Consider the following 19546-nt stretch of genomic DNA (forward strand, 5'->3'; position numbering starts at 1 on the left):
GCTCGACCGCATAGCGGTCGCGGGTTCTAGAGCCATGCCAGAATCCCGAAGGTAGCAGTGAAGGAATTCATCCGGCATCATGGAGGAATTTGCATGGCAGCCTGAAGGAAAGCCCATGAACCTGCCTCCCCGTCAGCAGCAAATTCTCGAACTGGTCCGTGAACGCGGCTATGTCAGCATCGATGAAATGGCTCAGCTGTTCGTTGTTACGCCGCAAACCATTCGCCGCGACATCAACCAACTGGCGGAAGTGAACCTGCTGCGCCGCTACCACGGCGGCGCAGCCTATGACTCCAGTATCGAAAACACCGCCTACGCCATGCGCGCCGATCAGATGCGTGACGAAAAGCAACGCATCGCCGAAGCCATCGCCGCGCAAATCCCCGATCACGCCTCGCTGTTCATCAACATCGGCACTACCACCGAATCCATTGCTCGCGCCCTGCTCAACCACAACCACCTGAAAATCATCACCAACAATCTGCATGTGGCCTCGATCCTCAGCGGCAAGGATGATTTCGAAGTGCTGCTGGCCGGCGGCAATGTTCGTCGCGACGGCGGCGTCGTCGGCCAGGCCAGCGTGGACTTCATCAACCAGTTCAAGGTCGACTTCGCTCTGGTGGGCATCAGCGGCATCGATGAAGACGGCAGCCTGCTGGACTTCGACTACCAGGAAGTGCGGGTTTCCCAGGCGATCATCGCCAACGCGCGCAAGGTCATACTGGCCGCCGACTCCAGCAAGTTCGGGCGCAACGCCATGGTACGCCTGGGCCCCATCAGCCTGATCGATTGCCTGGTGACCGACGAGGCGCCGGTACCGGCCCTGACCCAGTTGCTGAATCAGCACAAGATTCGGCTGGAAGTCGTCTAAGACAGCACAGGCGGTGTAAAAGCCGCCAAATGTTCGATTATTTTCACTTTCCCTGGCTTCGATCAGTTATTTCAATCGATGACAACTGGAAGTGTGGGTTTTATTCGGCTACTATTTTCGAAAGTGAACATTGATGTTCGAATTCAATTCTCGAAAATACTTTCCATCACCGGAAAGCAGGAGGCCGATCCATGCCCCACTCCACCTTGCCAACGCCACCTTTGGCCGAAATCTATGACCTCGCTGTCATCGGTGGCGGCATCAATGGCGTGGGGATCGCAGCCGATGCGGCAGGACGCGGCCTTTCTGTTTTTCTTTGTGAGAACGATGACCTGGCCAGCCACACCTCTTCGGCCAGCAGCAAGCTGATCCACGGCGGCCTGCGCTACCTCGAGCATTACGAGTTCCGCCTGGTGCGCGAAGCCCTCGCCGAACGCGAAGTGCTGCTCCGCAAGGCACCGCACATCGTCAAGCCCATGCGTTTCGTCTTGCCGCATCGCCCGCACCTGCGTCCGGCCTGGATGATCCGCGCCGGCCTGTTCCTCTATGACCATCTGGGCAAGCGGGAAAAACTCGCAGGTTCGCGCACCCTGCATCTGGGCGCAGAAAGCCCGCTCAAGGCTGACATCACCCGCGCGTTCGAATACTCCGATTGCGCCGTGGACGATGCGCGCCTGGTGGTGCTCAATGCCATGGCCGCCCGTGAACAGGGTGCCCACATCCATACCCGCACCCGTTGCGTGAATGCCCACCGCATCAAAGATTACTGGCATGTACACCTGGAGCGCGCCGACGGCAGCCTGTTCTCGATTCGCGCCAAGGCGCTGGTCAATGCCGCAGGCCCCTGGGTGGCCAAGTTCATCCGTGATGACTTGAAGCTGGAATCGCCTTACGGCATTCGTTTGATTCAGGGCAGCCACCTGATCGTGCCGAAACTGTATGAAGGCGAACATGCCTACATCCTGCAGAACGAAGACCAGCGCATCGTTTTCGCTATTCCGTATCTGGAGCGCTTCACCCTGATCGGGACCACCGACCGTGAGTACCAGGGCGATCCGGCCAAGGTCGCCATCACTGAAGCGGAAACCGATTACTTGCTCAACGTGGTCAATGCGCACTTCACCCGGCAGCTCGAGCGTAGCGATATCCTGAACACCTTCTCCGGTGTCCGCCCACTGTGCAATGACGAATCGGACAACCCTTCGGCGGTCACTCGCGACTACACCCTGGCACTGTCCTCGTCGCCCGGTGAAGCGCCATTGTTGTCGGTATTCGGTGGCAAGCTGACCACCTACCGCAAGCTGGCCGAATCGGCGATGGCCCAACTCAAGCCCTTCTTCACCCACATGAAAGGCAACTGGACCGCCACGTCCACCCTGCCCGGCGGCGAAGACATGAGCACCACGCTGGCCCTGGCCGATGCGATCCTGGCGCGCTTTGGCTGGCTGCCGGCCCCCATCGCAAGGCGTTGGTCGACCACCTATGGCAGCCGCACCTGGCGCCTGCTCGAAGGCGTGCAAGGGCCGGACGACCTGGGCGAACTGATCGGGGGCGGCCTCTATACCCGCGAAGTCGACTACCTGTGCAGCGAAGAGTGGGTGGTCAACGCCCAGGACATCTTGTGGCGCCGCACCAAGCTGGGTCTGTTCACCACGCTGCACGAGCAGGAGCAATTGCAGCGCTACCTGGACAAGGTCGAACTCAACAGACACAAGATCGAAGCCGCCTGACAAGGTGAAAGCCTTACGAGAACGCCTCGCCGTGCCTTGCACCGCGAGGCGTTTTGCTTTGCAGCAAACCACCTGCGCTTCAGTCGGTTTTCCGAACGATAGTTCCACGCACATTCGGCATTCCGTACGAAACAAGGTATCCCGCAACCTTCAATAAATATTAATCTCCTTTAAATTCATATAGTTAGCAATGTATGCCTGGCCTGGCACGAGTCATGCTCTACACTCTCACCGAATGCGCAAACGCTTCATTGCTGTATTCGCTGAACGAAAGGGCCCAGCAAAGGCCTCATAAAAAAAACAACGTCGAGGAAAGTTTGATGCGTATCGTTCCCCATCTTTTGGGCGCAGCCATTGCTGCCGCTCTGATTAGCACTCCAGTTTTCGCCGCCGAATTGACCGGCACACTGAAGAAAATCAAAGAGTCCGGCACCATTACCCTGGGGCACCGCGACGCTTCCATTCCGTTTTCCTATATCGCGGACGCTTCGGGCAAACCCGTCGGCTATTCCCACGATATCCAACTCAAAGTCGTCGAAGCCCTGAAAAAGGACCTCGACATGCCGGACCTCAAGGTCAAGTACAACCTGGTCACCTCCCAGACTCGCATCCCGCTGGTGCAGAACGGCACCGTCGACCTGGAATGCGGTTCGACCACCAACAACGTTGAACGTCAGCAACAAGTCGCCTTCTCGGTAGGCATCTTCGAAATCGGCACCAAGCTGCTGGCCAAGAAAGACTCCGCCTACAAGGACTTCCCCGACCTGAAAGGCAAGAACGTCGTCACCACCGCCGGTACCACTTCCGAGCGCATCCTCAAGTCGATGAATGCCGACAAGCAAATGGGCATGAACATCATCTCGGCCAAGGACCACGGCGAATCCTTCCAGATGCTCGAAACCGGCCGCGCAGTCGCCTTCATGATGGACGATGCCCTGCTCGCCGGTGAGATGGCCAAGGCCAAGAAGCCGACGGACTGGGTCGTGACCGGCACCCCGCAATCCTTTGAAGTCTACGGCTGCATGGTGCGCAAGGGCGACGAGCCGTTCAAGAAGGCCGTCGACGACGCCATCAAGGCCACCTACGCCTCGGGCGAGATCAACAAGATCTACGAAAAATGGTTCATGCAACCAATCCCGCCGAAGGGCTTGAACCTGATGTTCCCGATGAGCGAAGAGCTCAAGGCGCTGATTGCCAATCCCACCGATAAAGCCGCTGACGAAAAAAAATCCTGAGCAGTGACTAACCTTTCACTCGAGAGCGCCCCGGGCGCTCTCGAGTGCTCGAAGGTGCCCGTGAATTGACTGATCCGAGGGGAGACCCTGATGAATTACAACTGGGACTGGGGCGTGTTCTTCAAGTCCACCGGCGTGGGCAGCGAAATCTATCTGGACTGGTTCTTTACCGGTCTTGGCTGGACCATCGCCATTGCTATCGCTGCCTGGATAATTGCCTTGCTGCTGGGCTCGGTTCTCGGCGTGATGCGCACGGTTCCGAACCGCTGGGTATCGGGCTTTGCAACCGCCTATGTGGAACTCTTTCGTAACGTGCCGCTGCTGGTGCAGCTGTTCATCTGGTACTTCCTGGTACCGGATCTGCTGCCGGAAAACCTGCAGGAGTGGTACAAGCAGGACCTCAACCCGACCACCTCGGCATTTCTGAGCGTAGTCGTGTGCCTGGGCCTGTTCACCGCCGCCCGGGTCTGCGAACAGGTACGTACCGGTATCCAGGCGCTGCCACGTGGCCAGGAAGCCGCCGCCCGCGCCATGGGTTTCAAACTGCCGCAGGTCTACTGGAACGTCCTGCTGCCGCAGGCTTACCGGATCATCATTCCGCCGCTCACCTCTGAATTCCTCAACGTGTTCAAGAACTCGTCGGTGGCATCGCTGATCGGGCTGATGGAGCTGCTCGCGCAGACCAAGCAGACGGCCGAGTTCTCCGCCAACCTGTTTGAAGCCTTCACCCTGGCGACCCTGATCTACTTCACCTTGAACATGGGCCTGATGCTGCTGATGCGCCTGGTCGAGAAGAAAGTCTCTGTACCCGGCCTGATTTCCGTGGGGGGTAAATAATGGACTTCAGTGGAATCATTCCCTCCCTGCCAGGCATGTGGAACGGCATGGTCATGACCCTGCAGCTGATGGTTCTCGGGGTTATCGGCGGTATCGCCCTGGGCACTATCCTGGCACTGATGCGGTTGTCCTCGAACAAACTGCTGAGCAACATTGCCGGCGCCTACGTGAACTACTTTCGCTCCATTCCGCTGCTGCTGGTCATTACCTGGTTCTACCTGGCGGTGCCGTTCGTGCTGCGCTGGATCACCGGCGAAGACACGCCGGTGGGTGCGTTCACTTCGTGCCTGGTCGCCTTCATGATGTTCGAAGCGGCGTACTTCTGCGAAATCGTCCGTGCCGGCGTACAATCGATCTCCAAGGGACAGATGGGCGCCGCCCAGGCGCTGGGCATGAACTATGGCCAGACCATGCGCCTGATCATCCTGCCCCAGGCGTTCCGCAAGATGACCCCGCTGCTGCTGCAGCAGAGCATCATCCTGTTCCAGGACACCTCGCTGGTCTATGCCGTCGGCCTGGTGGACTTCCTCAACTCCGCACGTGCCAGTGGTGACATCATCGGACGCTCCAACGAGTTCCTGGTCTTCGCCGGTGTCGTGTACTTCGCCATCAGCTTCTCCGCCTCCTTCCTGGTCAAGCGCCTGCAAAAAAGGTTAACCGTATGATCTCTATCAAGAACGTCAACAAGTGGTATGGAGACTTCCAGGTGCTGACCGATTGCACCACGGAGGTCAAGAAAGGTGAAGTGGTGGTGGTCTGCGGCCCTTCGGGCTCGGGCAAATCCACCCTGATCAAATGCGTCAACGCCCTGGAACCGTTCCAGAAAGGTGACGTCGTGGTCGACGGCACGTCGATCGCCGATCCGAAGACCAACCTGCCCAAGCTGCGCTCGCGGGTCGGCATGGTGTTCCAGCATTTCGAACTGTTTCCGCACCTGACCATCACCGAGAACCTGACCATCGCGCAGATCAAGGTACTGGGCCGCAGCAAGGAAGAAGCCACCAAGAAGGGCCTGCAACTGCTTGAGCGCGTCGGCCTTTCGGCCCATGCGCACAAGCACCCGGGGCAGCTGTCCGGCGGCCAGCAACAGCGTGTGGCGATTGCCCGCGCCCTGGCCATGGACCCGATCGTCATGCTGTTCGACGAACCGACCTCGGCCCTGGACCCGGAAATGGTCAACGAAGTGCTCGACGTGATGGTGCAACTGGCCCACGAAGGCATGACCATGATGTGCGTCACCCACGAGATGGGCTTCGCCCGCAAGGTCGCCAACCGGGTGATCTTCATGGACCAGGGCAAGATCATCGAGGACTGCCCGAAGGATGATTTCTTCGGTGACAGGGGCGCCCGGCATGAGCGCACCCAGCACTTCCTCGACAAGATCCTCCAGCACTAAGGTCGGTTGCCCTGTGCCCGGCTCCGTCGGGCACAGGCTGCTGGTCGTACCAAGGCGACTGTGATGAAATGCGACCCCACCCTTTATCGCGCATCCAAGCCCGCCCTTGCCGTGAAACCCCGCCTGATCCGACATTTTTTCCTGCCGCCACTGATCATCCTGCTGATGCTCGGCCTGGGTTACGCCGGCTATCTGTTCAGTGAGCGCAACGGTATCCGCACGCTGAGCGAAAACGGCGAACGGCAGCTGGAGCTGCACGCACGCGCGGTCGAAAGCGAAATCAGCAAATACACCTACCTGCCGAGCCTGCTCGAGCTGGAAGACAACGTCTCGAAACTGCTCACCGAGCCCGATGGCGCGCATCGCCAAGCCGTCAACACCTACCTTGAAGGGCTGAACCGTCGCAGCCGCAGCCGAGCGATCTACGTGCTCGATACCACCGGCCGCGTGCAGGCGACCAGCAACTGGCGCGACATCGACAGCTACCTGGGCGAAGACCTCTCTTTCCGTGCCTATTTCCAGGATGCGGTGCGGGGGCAACCCGGCCGTTTCTATGGCATCGGCAGCACCACCGGCGAGCCTGGCTATTACTTGGCCCATGGCTTGGAAGAGCATGGCAAGGTGATCGGCGTGGCGGTGATCAAGGTGCGCATGGAAGCCCTCGAAGAGCGCTGGCAACGGGCCCGCCTGGAAGCTTTCGTCAGCGACGAGAACGGCATCATCATTCTCTCCAGCGATCCGGCCCGGCGCCTCAAATCGGTCCGCCCGCTCACCCCGGAAATCAAGGAGCGCCTGGCGCGCAGCCTGCAATACTACTGGTGGCCGCTCAACGAATTGCAACCGCTGGCACGCGAACGCCTCAGCGAGAACGTCGAAAAGCTGACCTTCCCGGCCAATGCCGAGCTGAGCACCGGTGAACACGAAGTCAGTTACCTGGCGCAAACCCGCCGACTGATCGACACCCCTTGGCGCTTCACCTTGCTGACGCCTCTGCAGGACCTGCGGCATGAGGCGATCACCCAGGGCGTGCTGGTCGGCGTGGCGTTCGCGCTGCTGGCCATTCTGCTGATCGCCTGGAACGAGCGGCGCAAAGTCATCGCCACCCGCCTGGCCGCACGCGAGGCGCTGGAAGAAGCCAACAGCCAGCTGGAACGCAAGATCACCGACCGAACCGCAGACCTGCGCGCCAGCAACGAGCGTCTCAAAGGCCAGATCCGCGAGCGCCGGCACGCAGAGGAAACCCTGCGCCGGGCCCAGGACGAACTGGTCCAGGCCGGCAAGCTGGCCGCCATCGGGCAAATGTCCACCAGCATTGCCCACGAGCTCAACCAACCGCTGGCGGCCTTGCGCACGCTATCGGGCAATACCGTGCGCTTCCTCGAGCGCGGTGCGCTGGACACCGCCAGCACCAACCTGCGGACCATGAACGAACTGATCGATCGCATGGGCCGGATCACCGCCAGCCTGCGCTCCTTCGCCCGGCGCGGCGAAGATCGCGGCGAAGCGTCCCTGGCCAAGGCCGTGGACGCCGCCTTGCAGGTGTTGGGCAGCCGCCTGGAAGGCAGTAAACTCCAATTGCACCACGACTTCAGCGACCAGCAGCTGACCATCGACCAGACCCGCCTGGAGCAAATCCTGGTCAACCTGATCGGCAACGCTCTGGATGCCATGCAGGCACAACCGCAGCCTGAACTCTGGCTGGAGGGCGAGCTGGCGGGCGATAAATACCGCTTGCGCGTGCGCGACAATGGCCATGGCATCGACTCCGAGGCGCGCAAGCACCTGTTTGAACCCTTTTTCACCACCAAGCCCGGGGAACAGGGGCTGGGCCTTGGCTTGACCCTGTCCGCCAGCCTTGCCGCGGCCGCCGGCGGCAGTCTCAGTGTCGAACATCCCGCCAGCGGCGGGACCGCATTCGTCCTGAGCCTGCCTTTGCTTAACGCCCCCTCTCAGCCAGCCGAGCCGATATGAACACTTCTCCCCTTACCGTTCTGATCGTCGAAGACGACCCGCATGTGTTGCTCGGGTGCCAGCAGGCGCTGGCCCTGGAGGACATCGTCAGCGTAGGCGTTGGCAGTGCCGAAGAGGCACTGGAGCGCATCGGCGATGACTTCGCCGGGATCGTCGTCAGTGATATCCGCCTGCCGGGCATCGACGGCCTGGAGCTGTTGACCCGGCTCAAGGCACGCGACCGCAGCTTGCCGGTGGTGCTGATCACCGGGCACGGCGACATCAACATGGCGGTGGGTGCCATGCGCGACGGCGCCTACGATTTCATGGAGAAACCATTCTCGCCCGAACGCCTGGTCGACGTCGTGCGTCGGGCGCTCGAACAGCGCAGCCTGGCCCGGGAAGTCTTCTCGTTGCGCCGGCAACTGGCCGAACGCAGCTCCCTGGAGGGGCGGATCATCGGGCGTTCGCAAGCCATGCAGAACCTGCGGGAGTTGATCGCCAACGTCGCCGACACGTCGGCCAACGTGCTGATCGAAGGCGAGACCGGCACCGGCAAGGAACTGGTCGCCCGTTGCCTGCATGACTTCAGCCGGCGCCAGGCCCAACCCTTCGTTGCCCTGAACTGCGGCGGCCTGCCGGAGAACCTGTTCGAAAGCGAAATTTTCGGCCATGAAGCCAATGCCTTCACCGGTGCGGGCAAACGCCGCATCGGCAAAATCGAACATGCCAACGGCGGCACGCTGTTTCTCGACGAAGTCGAGAGCATGCCGATCAACCTGCAGATCAAACTGCTGCGGGTCCTGCAGGAGCGAACCCTGGAGCGCCTGGGCTCGAACCAGAGCATCGCCGTGGATTGCCGGGTCATCGCGGCGACCAAGTCCGACCTGGACGCCTTGAGCCAGGCCAGCCAGTTCCGTAGCGACCTGTATTACCGTCTCAATGTGGTGACCCTGGAACTGCCGCCGCTGCGCGAACGTCGCGAGGATATCCTGCAACTGTTCGAGCATTTCCTGGAGCAATCCTCGCTGCGTTTCGACCGCGAAATACCGGAACTCGACAGCCAGACCCTGTCGCGCCTTGTGGCCCACGACTGGCCCGGCAACGTGCGCGAACTGCGCAACGTCGCCGAGCGTTATGCCCTGGGCCTGCCCGCCTTCAAGAAGCCCGGCAGCGGCAGCCAGGCCCAGGGTCTGGGTTTTGCCGAGGCCGTGGAAGCCTTTGAAAGAAACCTGCTCAGCGATGCCCTGCAACGCACCGGCGGCAACTTGAGCCAGGCCAGCCAGGAGCTGGGCATGGCCAAGACCACCCTGTTCGACAAGGTCAAGAAATACGGCCTGGGTTGAGCCCCGCGCTCAAAGCTGCGCCCAGTGGCTCACATCCTGGCGATGGGCCTTCAGGTAGGGCAGCACGGCCCCCAGCAATGCGCCTTTGAACTGCACTTGAAAGCGATGGGCCAGCCCCGGTATCAGGCGCAGCTGGCTGCCCTGGATATGCGCCGCCAGGTGCACCCCATGCATGACCGGCAGCAGGGGATCGGCGGTGCCATGCACGACCAGTGCCGGTACTCTCAACTGGTTGAGCAGTTGGACCCGGCTCGGCTCGGCCAGTATCGCCAGGATCTGCCGCTTCACCCCTTCAGGGTTGAACGCCCGATCATAGGATTCAGCCGCCTGCTGCAACAGTTGCTCGCGATCGTCGCTGACCTTCGGGCTGCCCAGGGCGGCCAGCAGGTCGGCCTGTTGCTCGAGGGCGACCTGGCGATTGGGTGCGCTGCGTTTAGCCAGCAGCTGCAAGAGTTCCGGGTTGGGTGCCGGCAGGCCCTCGGCACCGGAGCTGGACATGATCAGGGTCAGGCTCTCGACCCGCTGCGGCGCCATGGCGGCCATGTGCTGAGCGATCATCCCGCCCATGCTGGCGCCCAGCACATGGAACTGTCCAACCTGCAGGCTATCCATCAAGCCCAGCGCGTCGTCGGCCATATCGGTCAGGGTATAGGGCGCCGAAACCTCCAGGCCGAGTTTATGGCGCAGCACTTCGTAGGTCAGGTTGGCGCTCGCCGGGGGCTGGTTCCAGCTGGACAGTCCGACATCGCGATTGTCATAGCGGATGACCCGAAAGCCCTGCTGGCAGAGCGCGACCACCACTTCGTCGGGCCAATGGATGAGCTGGCCACCCAGGCCCATGACCAGCAACAATACCGGGTCGGACTCGCGGCCGATGCTCTGGTAGGCAAGGCTGACCTGCGCAAGTACAGCCCGTTCGGTCGGCACGTCGACGGAGCAGCGCGTTGCTGCAAAGGAAGGAAGGCCGCACAGCAGCGCGGCCAGAAACAGTATTACCCGCATGAAAAAACACCAAACCGCAGAACCCCAGTAGAGCGAGAGTCTGATGATGTTTGTTCAAGCGCGCTGCCACAGTTCGATGACAATTTGATGACGGGTGCCGAACGGTCAGAATTTATGTTGTTCTTTCGGGCCTCATCGCTGGCAAGCCAGCTCCTACAGAGTATTGTGCGAGCTGGCTTGCCAGCGATGGGGCCCTAAAAACCAACCATCAGGCCAACTGGCTACGCAACTGCCGCGCCGCCGCCACCATGTTCACCAGCGCCGCCTCGGTCTCCGGCCAGGCGCGGGTCTTCAAACCACAGTCCGGGTTGACCCACAGCCGCTCGGCCGGGATGCGCTGGACCGCCTTGCTCATCAACTTGACCATCTCGGCCGTGTCCGGCACCCGTGGCGAATGGATGTCGTACACGCCCGGGCCGATGTCGTTGGGGTAGTCGAAGGCCTCGAACGCATCGAGCAGTTCCATGTCCGAGCGCGAGGTTTCGATGGTGATCACATCGGCGTCCATGGCCGCGATGGATTTGATCACGTCGTTGAACTCGCTGTAGCACATGTGCGTGTGGATCTGCGTCTCGTCGCGCACGCCACTGGCGCACAGGCGGAAGGCTTCCACCGCCCAGTCCAGGTATTCCTGCCATTGCGCCCGGCGCAGCGGCAAGCCTTCACGGAAGGCGGCTTCGTCGATCTGGACGATCTTGATCCCGGCCTGTTCCAGGTCGACCACTTCATCACGGATCGCCAGCGCCAGCTGCTGCGCCTGGACCTTGCGTGAAACGTCTTCGCGAGGGAAGGACCACATCAGCATGGTCACGGGGCCGGTGAGCATGCCTTTCATGGTTTTCTCGGTCAGGCTCTGGGCGTACCGGGTCCAGTTGACGGTCATGGCTTCGGGGCGGCTCAGGTCGCCGAAGATGATCGCCGGTTTTACGCAGCGCGAGCCGTAGCTCTGCACCCAGCCGAAGCGGGTGAAGCTGTAGCCATCCAGCTGTTCGGCGAAGTATTCGACCATGTCATTGCGCTCGGCCTCACCGTGCACCAGCACGTCCAGGCCCAGGCGTTCCTGCACTTGCACGGCATGGCGGATTTCGCTGTGCATGGCGTCGGTGTAGTCATTGGCCGACAGCTTGCCCTGCTTGAATGCCTGACGCGCCAGGCGAATCGATGCGGTCTGCGGGAACGAGCCGATGGTCGTGGTTGGGAACGCCGGCAATTTCAGGCGTGCCCGCTGAGCTTCGATACGCTGGGCAAACGGCGACTGGCGCTGGCTGTCCTGTGCGGTAACGGCGGCAAGGCGGGCCTGGACCTCGGCCTTGTGAATGCGTGGCGACTGCGCACGGCTTTGCTGGACGACGCGGCTGGCGGCCAGTGCCGACTGCACGTTGGCCGATTGCGGATTGACCAGGGCCTCGGCGAGCACGGCGATTTCGCCACACTTCTGCACGGCAAAGGCCAACCAGCTTTTCAGTTCGGCATCCAGGCGGTCTTCGCGGCCCAGATCCACCGGGCTATGCAGCAGCGAGCAGGAGCCGGCTACCCACAGGTTCGCGCAAAAGCGCTGGCGAGCCTGTTGCAGTTGCTCCAGCGCCGCGTCCAGGTCACAGCGCCAGACGTTGCGACCGTTGACCACTCCGACCGACAACACCTTGTAGGTGGGCAGGCGATCGAGTACCGCAGCCAGTTGCTCCGGTGCGCGCACCAGGTCGACATGCAAGCCGTCGACCGGCAAGCCCACGGCCAGCCCGAGGTTGTCTTCCAGGCCACCGAAGTAGGTCGCTACCAGCTTTTTCAGCGGCGAGTACTGGAGGATGTGGTAAGCGCGTTCGAAGGCGTTCTTCCATTCCTGGGGCAGGTCGAGGGTCAGGATCGGCTCGTCGATCTGCACCCATTCCACGCCCTGGCGCGCCAGGCGACCGAGAATCTCGCCATAGATCGGCAGCAGGCGTTCGAGCAGGTCGAGCTTGTCGAAGCCGTTGCCCTTGGCCTTGCCCAGCCAGAGGTAGGTCAGCGGGCCGATCAAGACCGGCTTGACCTTGTGGCCCAGGGCCAGGGCTTCGTCGACTTCTTCAAAGAGCTGTTCCCAGCTCAGCAGGAAACGTTGGTCGGCCGTGAACTCCGGGACCAGGTAGTGGTAGTTGGTGTCGAACCACTTGGTCAGTTCCTGGGCATGCTGGGCCTGGCCATGGGCGCCCCCGCAACGGTGGCTGGCACCACGGGCCATGGCGAACAGGGTATCGAGGGTCGGCAGGCCGTTGTCGCCCTTGGCGCTGTTGAAGCGCTCGGGGACCACGCCGAAGGCCACCGAGTGGGTCAGAACCTGGTCGTACCAGGCGAAGTCGCCGACCGGCAGCAGTTCAATACCGGCGTCTTTCTGCAGCTGCCAATGGCGGGCCCGCAATTCCCGACCGACCGCCTTGAGACCGGCCTGGTCAAGGTCGCCTTTCCAATAGGACTCCAGGGCTTTTTTCAGTTCGCGGTCGGCGCCGATGCGTGGGAAACCGAGGTTGTGGGCCAGTGCCATGACAAGAATGCTCCATGTAAATGATGGTGCTATTGTCGACAGCCAGGCCAACATGAGACAAACTCAATATATTCGTGTTCATCCCAAAATTTTTTCATGGAGCCTCCGGTGCTCGAGATTCGCCACCTGAAAACCCTGCACGCCCTGCGTGAAGCCGATAGCCTGGTCGAAGCGGCCGAGCGGCTGCACCTGACCCAGTCGGCCCTGTCGCACCAGTTCAAGGAACTGGAGGAACGCCTGGGCATGCATTTGTTCATGCGCAAGACCAAGCCGATCCGTTTCACCAGCGCCGGTTTGCGCTTGCTGCAACTGGCCGATTCGACCCTGCCGCTGCTGCGCGGCGCCGAGCGCGACATTGCCCGCCTGGCCGGCGGCACCGCAGGCCGCCTGCACATGGCAATCGAATGCCACAGCTGCTTCCAGTGGCTGATGCCGACCATCGACCAGTTCCGCGATGCCTGGCCGGAAGTCGAACTGGACCTGGCCTCCGGCTTCTCGTTCGCCCCCCTGCCGGCGCTGGCGCGCGGCGACCTGGACCTGGTCGTGACCTCGGACCCGATCGACCTGGCCGGCATCACCTATGTGCCGCTGTTTACCTATGAGGCCATGCTTGCGGTCGCCAACCAGCACGCACTGGCCAGCAAGCCCTACATCGTGCCCGAAGACCTGGCCAGTGAAACCCTGATCACCTACCCGGTGGAACGCGACCGCCTGGATATCTTCACCCGCTTCCTGGAACCGGCCGACATCGAACCGGCCCAGGTCCGCACCTCGGAACTGACGGTGATGATGATGCAGCTGGTGGCCAGCGGCCGTGGCGTGTGCGGGATGCCGCACTGGGCATTGCACGAATACAGCTCGCGCGGCTATGTGAAAGCCAAGCGTCTGGGCGAGAAAGGCCTGTTTGCCACCCTGTACGCGGCCGTGCGCACCGACATGCTCGATGCGCCGTACATGCGCGACTTCCTGCTGACCGCCAAGGACACCTCGTTCTCGACCCTGGACGGCGTCAGCGCAGTACGCTGAGCCGGCTCAGACAGTGCGCCGCTGCTCCTGCACCAGGCGTAGCGCCAGCCCGGCCAGCACAAAGCCCATGACGTAACGCTGCAGCATCAGCCACAACGGGTAGCGTACGAACCAGGAGGCCAGGCCGGCAGCGAACAAAGCGATGAGCAGGTTGACCGAAAAACTCACGGCGATCTGGGTCAGGCCCAGGGTCAGGCTTTGCAGCAATACCGAGCCCCGTTCAGGGGAAATGAATTGCGGCAGCACCGAGAGATAGAACACCGCCACCTTGGGGTTCAGGGCGCTGGTCAGAAAGCCCATGAGCATCAACTTGGGCGCCGAGTCCGGCGGCAGCTGGCGCGGCTCGAAGGGCGAACGCGCACCGGGCTTGACCGCTTGCCAGGCCAGCCACAGCAGGTAACCGGCGCCTGCCCACTTGAGCAGGTCATAAGCCATTGGCACGGCCAGAAACAACGCGGTCAAGCCTACTGCAGCTGCCGTCATGTGCACCAGAAAGCCGCCGACCACCCCCACCAGCGAAGTGATTCCGGCCGTGCGGCCCTGGCAGATCGAACGTGAAATCAGGTAGATCATGTTCGGCCCCGGCGTCAGCACCATCAATAACGCCGCGCCGATAAACAACAGCCACTCATGGGTGGGGATCATGGGCATTCCTTTGCAAGTAGAGTCAGGCAGGTTCGCCAGTTAACTGCCGAAAGAGCGGCAAGATCAAGTCTCGCGTCAAGGGTGCCAGCACCTGGTCGATGTGACGGGTGGCGTCGACCCACATCACTTCCTCGATCTCGGCCGCTGGTACTACCAACGCCTCGGTGTGCAGCTGAAACAACTCAGCCTGTACTTCGAAGCCTGGCTCATTGGCCGCAGGGGCGCTGAACTGGCCGAGGTAGGTCGCCTCGGTTGGGTCGACCTGCAGGCCCAGTTCTTCGAACAACTCGCGTGCCAGCGCCGTTGCCGGTTGCTCGTGCGGCTCGATCTTGCCGCCTGGCTGCATGAACGCCTGGGTGCCGCGCTTGCGGACCAGCAGGGTCTGGCCCTGGGAGCAGCAGGGCGGCGGCGATGCGGATGGTTTGGGGCATGGGTGGGTCCGGTGCGGAAAAAGGGGTAAAGGATCACATGGTTTTGGTGACCTTTCAAACGCATCGCTGGCAAGCCAGCTCCCACAAAAAGCCAAGCGACATGCCCGGTGGGAGCTGGCTTGCCAGCGATGAGACCCTGACAGGCGACGAACAAACCTTGCTTCCTGCCGTCTACGCCCGCATAAAGACAAAATGACGCTACCCGCCCAAAAGGACCCGCTCCTGCACGGCTTCCACCCGGCTGTCAGCACCTGGTTCAACAGCACTTTCCCTGCGGTCACGCCCGCCCAGGCCCAGGCGTGGCCGCTGATTCAGCGTGGGCACTCGACCCTGATCGCCGCCCCCACCGGCTCCGGCAAGACGTTGACGGCCTTTCTCGCCGTGCTCGATGAGCTGGTCCGGCAAGGCCTGGCCAATGGCGGCAAGCTGCCGGACCAGACCCTGGTGGTCTACGTGTCGCCACTCAAGGCGCTGTCCAACGACATCCAGATCAACCTGCAAACGCCGCTGGCTGGCATCACCGCCGAATTGGCCAGCATGGGCCTGCCGGCCTTGCCGATTCGTACCGCCGTACGCACCGGCGACACCCTGCAAAAAGAGCGGGCGGCGATGCGCAAGAACGCCCCGCATATCCTGGTGACCACGCCGGAATCGCTCTATGTGCTGCTCGGCTCGGACTCCGGCCGGCGCATGCTCGGCGGTGCCCACACGGTCATCGTCGACGAGATCCATGCCATGGCCGCAAGCAAGCGCGGCAGCCATCTGGCGCTGAGCCTGGAACGCTTGCAGGCCCTGTGCGACAAGCCGCTGCGGCGAATCGGGCTGTCCGCCACGCAAAAGCCGATCGAGCAGGTTTCGCGTTTGCTGGTCGGTGTGGGCCGCCCCTGCAGCATCGTCGATATCGGCCACGCCCGGCCGCGCGACCTCGGCATCGAAGTACCGCCGGTGCCCCTTGGCGCGGTCATGGCCAACGACGTCTGGGAGCGGGTCTACGAACGTCTGGCAGAACTGGCCCGGCAGCACCGGACCACGCTCATTTTCGTCAACACCCGGCGCCTGGCCGAACGCTTGTCCCGCCATTTGAGCGAGCGGCTGGGGCGTGAGGCGGTCGCCGCGCACCATGGCAGCCTGGCCAAGGAGCACCGCCTGGATGCCGAACAACGGCTCAAGCGCGGCGAGCTGCAAGTGCTGGTGGCCACCGCCTCGCTGGAGCTGGGCATTGATATCGGCGAGGTCGACCTGGTCTGCCAGATCGGTTCGCCGCGCTCGATTTCGGCTTTTCTGCAACGCGTCGGGCGCTCCGGTCACCAGGTCGGTGGCACGCCCAAGGGGCGCTTGTTCGCCACCTCGCGCGATGACTTGATCGAGTGTGCAGCCTTGCTCGACTGCGTATGCCGTGGCGAACTGGATATCCTGCGGATTCCCGAGGCGCCGCTGGACGTGCTGGCCCAGCAGATCATTGCCGAGGTCAGTTGCCAGGAGTGGCACGAGCAGGCGCTGTTTGAATGTTTCCGGCAGGCCATGCCCTACAGGGCGCTCGACCCGGCCCATTACCAGGCCGTGCTGCGCATGCTCGCCGAAGGCTACAGCGCCCGGCAGGGCGTGCGCAGTGCCTACCTGCATCGCGATGCCGTGGCCGGCACCCTGCGTGGGCGGCGCGGCAGCAAGTTGACCGCCGTGACCAGCGGCGGCACCATCCCGGACAACGCCGATTACGCAGTGATCCTTGAACCCCAGGGGTTGAACATCGGCAGCGTCAATGAGGACTTCGCCGTAGAAAGCATCGCCGGCGATGTCTTCCAGCTCGGCAATACCTCCTATCGGATCATTCGCGTGGAGACCGGTCGGGTGCGGGTCGAGGATGCCCAGGGTCAACCGCCGAATATCCCGTTCTGGCTCGGCGAAGCGCCGGGGCGCAGCGATGAGCTGTCGCTGGCGGTGGCCCGCTTGCAAGCACAGATCGACGAACGCCTGGGTGCCAGTGCCGGCGAACTGCAGCCGGTGATCGATTGGCTGAGTGACAGCCTGGGCCTGAACCGGGACAGCGCCGAACAGCTGGTCGATTACCTGGCGCGTACCCGTCAGACGCTCGGCGCCCTGCCGTCCCAGGATACGCTGATAATGGAGCGTTTTTTCGATGAATCCGGCGGCACTCAACTGGTTATCCACTCGCCGTTCGGCAGTCGTCTCAACCGTGCCTGGGGCCTGGCCCTGCGCAAGCGTTTCTGTCGGACGTTCAATTTCGAATTGCAGGCGGCCGCCAGTGAAGACGCGATCGTTCTGTCGCTGTCCACCAGCCACAGTTTCGAACTGGATGAGGTCTGGCGTTACTTGCAGTCGAACACTGCCAAGCACTTGCTGGTCCAGGCCGTGCTCGAGGCACCGCTGTTCGGCGTGCGCTGGCGCTGGAGCGCCAGCATTGCCCTGGCCCTGCCACGATACAGCGGTGGCCGCAAAGTAGCGCCGCAGATCCAGCGGATGAAAAGCGAAGACCTGATCGCCACGGTGTTCCCCGACCAGATCGCCTGCGTTGAAAACCTCGGCGGCGAACGGGAAATCCCTGATCACCCGCTGGTCGAGCAAACCCTCGACGACTGCCTGCACGAAGCCATGGACAGCGAAGGCTGGCTGGCCCTGTTGCGGCGTATCGAACGGGCCGAAATCCGCCTGATCAGCCGTGACCTGCCGGCACCTTCGCCCTTGGCGGCAGCGATCCTCAATGCCCGGCCCTATGCCTTTCTCGATGACGCACCGCTGGAGGAGCGCCGTACCCAGGCTGTACTCAACCGGCGCTGGAGCGAACCGCAAAGCGGCGACGACCTTGGTGCATTGGATGCCGAGGCAATTGCCGCAGTACGCGAGCAAGCCTGGCCAGCACCTGCCAACGTCGATGAAATGCACGAAAGCCTGATGATGCTTGCCGCTGTCAGCCAGGCTGAAGTCAATGCCAGTTCCGACTGGCAAGGCTGGTTGGACACCTTGGCTGACTCAGGTCGAGCCACGCGCCTGCAGGTCGGTACAGGGCAATTTCTATGGCTGGCACTGGAGCGCCTGACCGGCCTGCAAGCCGTTTACCCGCAGGCTGCGATGAGCCCACCCCTGGTCCCCTTGCCCGGCTTCGATGCGGGCCAGGATCCGGAACAGGCGCTAGTGGAACTGATTCGCGCCCGACTCAGCGGTTTTGGGCCGCTACGCCTCGGCGAAATCGCCGGGCCGCTGAACCTGCCGCCGCTGCAGGTCGAGCAGGCCCTGGCGCGCCTCGAGGGCGAGGGCTATGTGCTGCGCGGCCAATTCAGCCCACAGCAACACGAAATCCAGTGGTGCGAACGACACCTGCTGGCGCGCATCCATCGCTACACGGTCAAGCGCCTGCGCCGGGAAATCGAGCCGGTGGCGCTGCAGGATTTCATGCGTTTCCTGTTCGACTGGCAACACCTGTCACCGGCGACCCGTCTGCAGGGCAGCGCGGCCCTGGGCGAAGTCCTCGGCCAATTCGAAGGCTACCCGGCGCCGGCCGGCGCGTGGGAAAGCGACCTGCTGCCGATGCGGCTCAAGGATTACGCCATGACCTGGCTGGACGAGGCCAGCCGGTCGGGTAAAACCGTCTGGGCCCGGCTCGCCCCACCCGGCAAGAACACCGGAAGCACCCTGCGTACGACGCCGATCGTGTTGTTGCCACGTACCCGGATCAATCTCTGGCGTGGTTTATGTGAACAGAACGAACTGACTGAATTGTCCCAACGCGCGCAGAATGTTCACGCCGCGCTGGCCGAGCACGGTGCGTTGTTTTTTGATGAGTTGCTCAGCGAGGCCCATCTGCTGCGCACTGAACTGGAAAACGCCCTGCAGGAGCTGGTTGCGGCCGGGCGGGTGAATGCCGACAGCTTTGCCGGCCTGCGCGCGTTGATAACCCCAGCCAGCAAACGCGTGGGGCGCAGCAGCCGACGCGGTCGCGGGGCGTTTGTCGGCGGCATGGACGATGCCGGGCGCTGGGCGCTGCTGCGTCGTGCCAGCGCCAGTGTCGACAGCAACGAAACCCTCGAACATATCGCCATGACCTTGTTGCGCCGTTATGGCGTAGTGTTCTGGCGCCTGCTCGAGCGCGAGGCCGACTGGCTGCCGAGCTGGCGCGAACTGCTGCGCACCTTTCACCGCCTGGAAGCCCGTGGCCAGATTCGTGGTGGCCGCTTTGTCAGCGGCCTGGCCGGTGAACAATTTGCCCTGCCCGAAGCCATCCCGCTGCTGCGCGAAGTACGCAGGCTTCCTGCCGATGGCAGCCTGATCGCCATCAGCGCCAGCGACCCGCTGAACCTGGCCGGGACCTTGCTGCCCGGCAGCAAGGTCCCGGCCCTGAGCGGCAATCGGCTGGTCTACCGTGACGGAGTGCCCGCTGCGGCGTTGATTGCCGGGCAGCAGTATTACTGGGTGGAGCTGGAGCCTGCCCAGGCTGCGACGTTGCGGGAAAAGCTGATTCGGCACGATTGATATCCCCCAGCACGGTCCTTGTAGGAGCGGGCTTGCCCGCGATGGAAGGCGCAGCCTTCCCCTGCGATGCTTGG

Annotated in this window: 13 protein-coding genes and 1 pseudogene; 10 read left to right on the plus strand and 4 right to left on the minus strand. The window is 62.5% G+C overall.

From position 1 onward, the window contains the following. Positions 1-115 precede the first annotated feature (115 nt). The 8 genes from NVV94_RS21105 to NVV94_RS21140 all read left to right on the plus strand — a co-directional run bounded on the left by NVV94_RS21105 (position 116) and on the right by NVV94_RS21140 (position 9365). Positions 116-871, plus strand: coding sequence for a DeoR/GlpR family transcriptional regulator (locus tag NVV94_RS21105; RefSeq protein ID WP_258444299.1), 756 nt, complete (start codon positions 116-118; stop codon positions 869-871). Between the two features lie 191 nt (positions 872-1062). After that, the gene (gene glpD / locus NVV94_RS21110; RefSeq protein WP_258444300.1) at positions 1063-2601 is read left to right on the plus strand and encodes a glycerol-3-phosphate dehydrogenase; all 1539 of its coding nucleotides are present in this window, start codon (positions 1063-1065) and stop codon (positions 2599-2601) included. A 320-nt stretch (positions 2602-2921) separates the two neighbouring features. Further along, a complete protein-coding gene (locus NVV94_RS21115) occupies positions 2922-3836 on the plus strand; it encodes a glutamate/aspartate ABC transporter substrate-binding protein (protein ID WP_258444301.1) in 915 nt (304 codons plus the stop codon). 90 nt (positions 3837-3926) lie between these two features. Next, positions 3927-4673, plus strand: a complete 747-nt coding sequence (locus tag NVV94_RS21120) for an amino acid ABC transporter permease (RefSeq protein WP_258444302.1) — start codon at positions 3927-3929, stop codon at positions 4671-4673. Next, positions 4670-5338 carry an amino acid ABC transporter permease gene (locus NVV94_RS21125; RefSeq protein ID WP_258447768.1) on the plus strand — a complete coding sequence of 223 codons (669 nt, stop codon included), beginning with the start codon at positions 4670-4672 and terminating at the stop codon, positions 5336-5338. Before NVV94_RS21120 ends, NVV94_RS21125 begins: the two co-directional genes overlap by 4 nt. Beyond that, positions 5335-6069, plus strand: a complete 735-nt coding sequence (locus tag NVV94_RS21130) for an amino acid ABC transporter ATP-binding protein (protein ID WP_258444303.1) — start codon at positions 5335-5337, stop codon at positions 6067-6069. Before NVV94_RS21125 ends, NVV94_RS21130 begins: the two co-directional genes overlap by 4 nt. Positions 6070-6132: 63 nt before the next feature. Next, positions 6133-8040, plus strand: coding sequence for an ATP-binding protein (locus NVV94_RS21135; protein WP_258444304.1), 1908 nt, complete (start codon positions 6133-6135; stop codon positions 8038-8040). A 47-nt stretch (positions 8041-8087) separates the two neighbouring features. After that, positions 8088-9365 (plus strand): sigma-54 dependent transcriptional regulator, encoded by a 1278-nt coding sequence (locus tag NVV94_RS21140; protein ID WP_258447769.1) that lies wholly within the window; start codon positions 8088-8090, stop codon positions 9363-9365. 9 nt (positions 9366-9374) lie between these two features. On the opposite strand, the gene NVV94_RS21145 is transcribed toward NVV94_RS21140, so the two are convergent. Beyond that, positions 9375-10367 carry an alpha/beta fold hydrolase gene (locus NVV94_RS21145; protein ID WP_258444305.1) on the minus strand — a complete coding sequence of 331 codons (993 nt, stop codon included), beginning with the start codon at positions 10365-10367 and terminating at the stop codon, positions 9375-9377. 208 nt (positions 10368-10575) lie between these two features. Further along, positions 10576-12885 carry a 5-methyltetrahydropteroyltriglutamate--homocysteine S-methyltransferase gene (gene metE / locus NVV94_RS21150; protein ID WP_258444306.1) on the minus strand — a complete coding sequence of 770 codons (2310 nt, stop codon included), beginning with the start codon at positions 12883-12885 and terminating at the stop codon, positions 10576-10578. Positions 12886-12993: 108 nt separating this feature from the next. Here metE and metR point away from each other — a divergent pair, with 108 nt between their 5' ends. Then, positions 12994-13911, plus strand: coding sequence for a transcriptional regulator MetR (metR, locus tag NVV94_RS21155; RefSeq protein ID WP_258444307.1), 918 nt, complete (start codon positions 12994-12996; stop codon positions 13909-13911). A gap of 6 nt (positions 13912-13917) precedes the next feature. Here metR and NVV94_RS21160 read toward each other — a convergent pair whose 3' ends face one another. Together NVV94_RS21160 and NVV94_RS21165 are read right to left on the minus strand one after the other, a co-directional pair. Continuing rightward, positions 13918-14556 (minus strand): LysE family translocator, encoded by a 639-nt coding sequence (locus tag NVV94_RS21160; RefSeq protein ID WP_258444308.1) that lies wholly within the window; start codon positions 14554-14556, stop codon positions 13918-13920. A gap of 22 nt (positions 14557-14578) precedes the next feature. Then, a pseudogene (locus NVV94_RS21165) lies at positions 14579-14987 on the minus strand (NUDIX hydrolase). A 192-nt stretch (positions 14988-15179) separates the two neighbouring features. On the opposite strand from NVV94_RS21165, the gene NVV94_RS21170 reads away from it, so the two are divergent. After that, positions 15180-19472, plus strand: a complete 4293-nt coding sequence (locus NVV94_RS21170) for a DEAD/DEAH box helicase (RefSeq protein WP_258444309.1) — start codon at positions 15180-15182, stop codon at positions 19470-19472. The last annotated feature ends 74 nt before the right edge of the window (positions 19473-19546 follow it).

Source organism: Pseudomonas sp. LS1212 (assembly GCF_024741815.1).
Lineage (GTDB): Bacteria > Pseudomonadota > Gammaproteobacteria > Pseudomonadales > Pseudomonadaceae > Aquipseudomonas.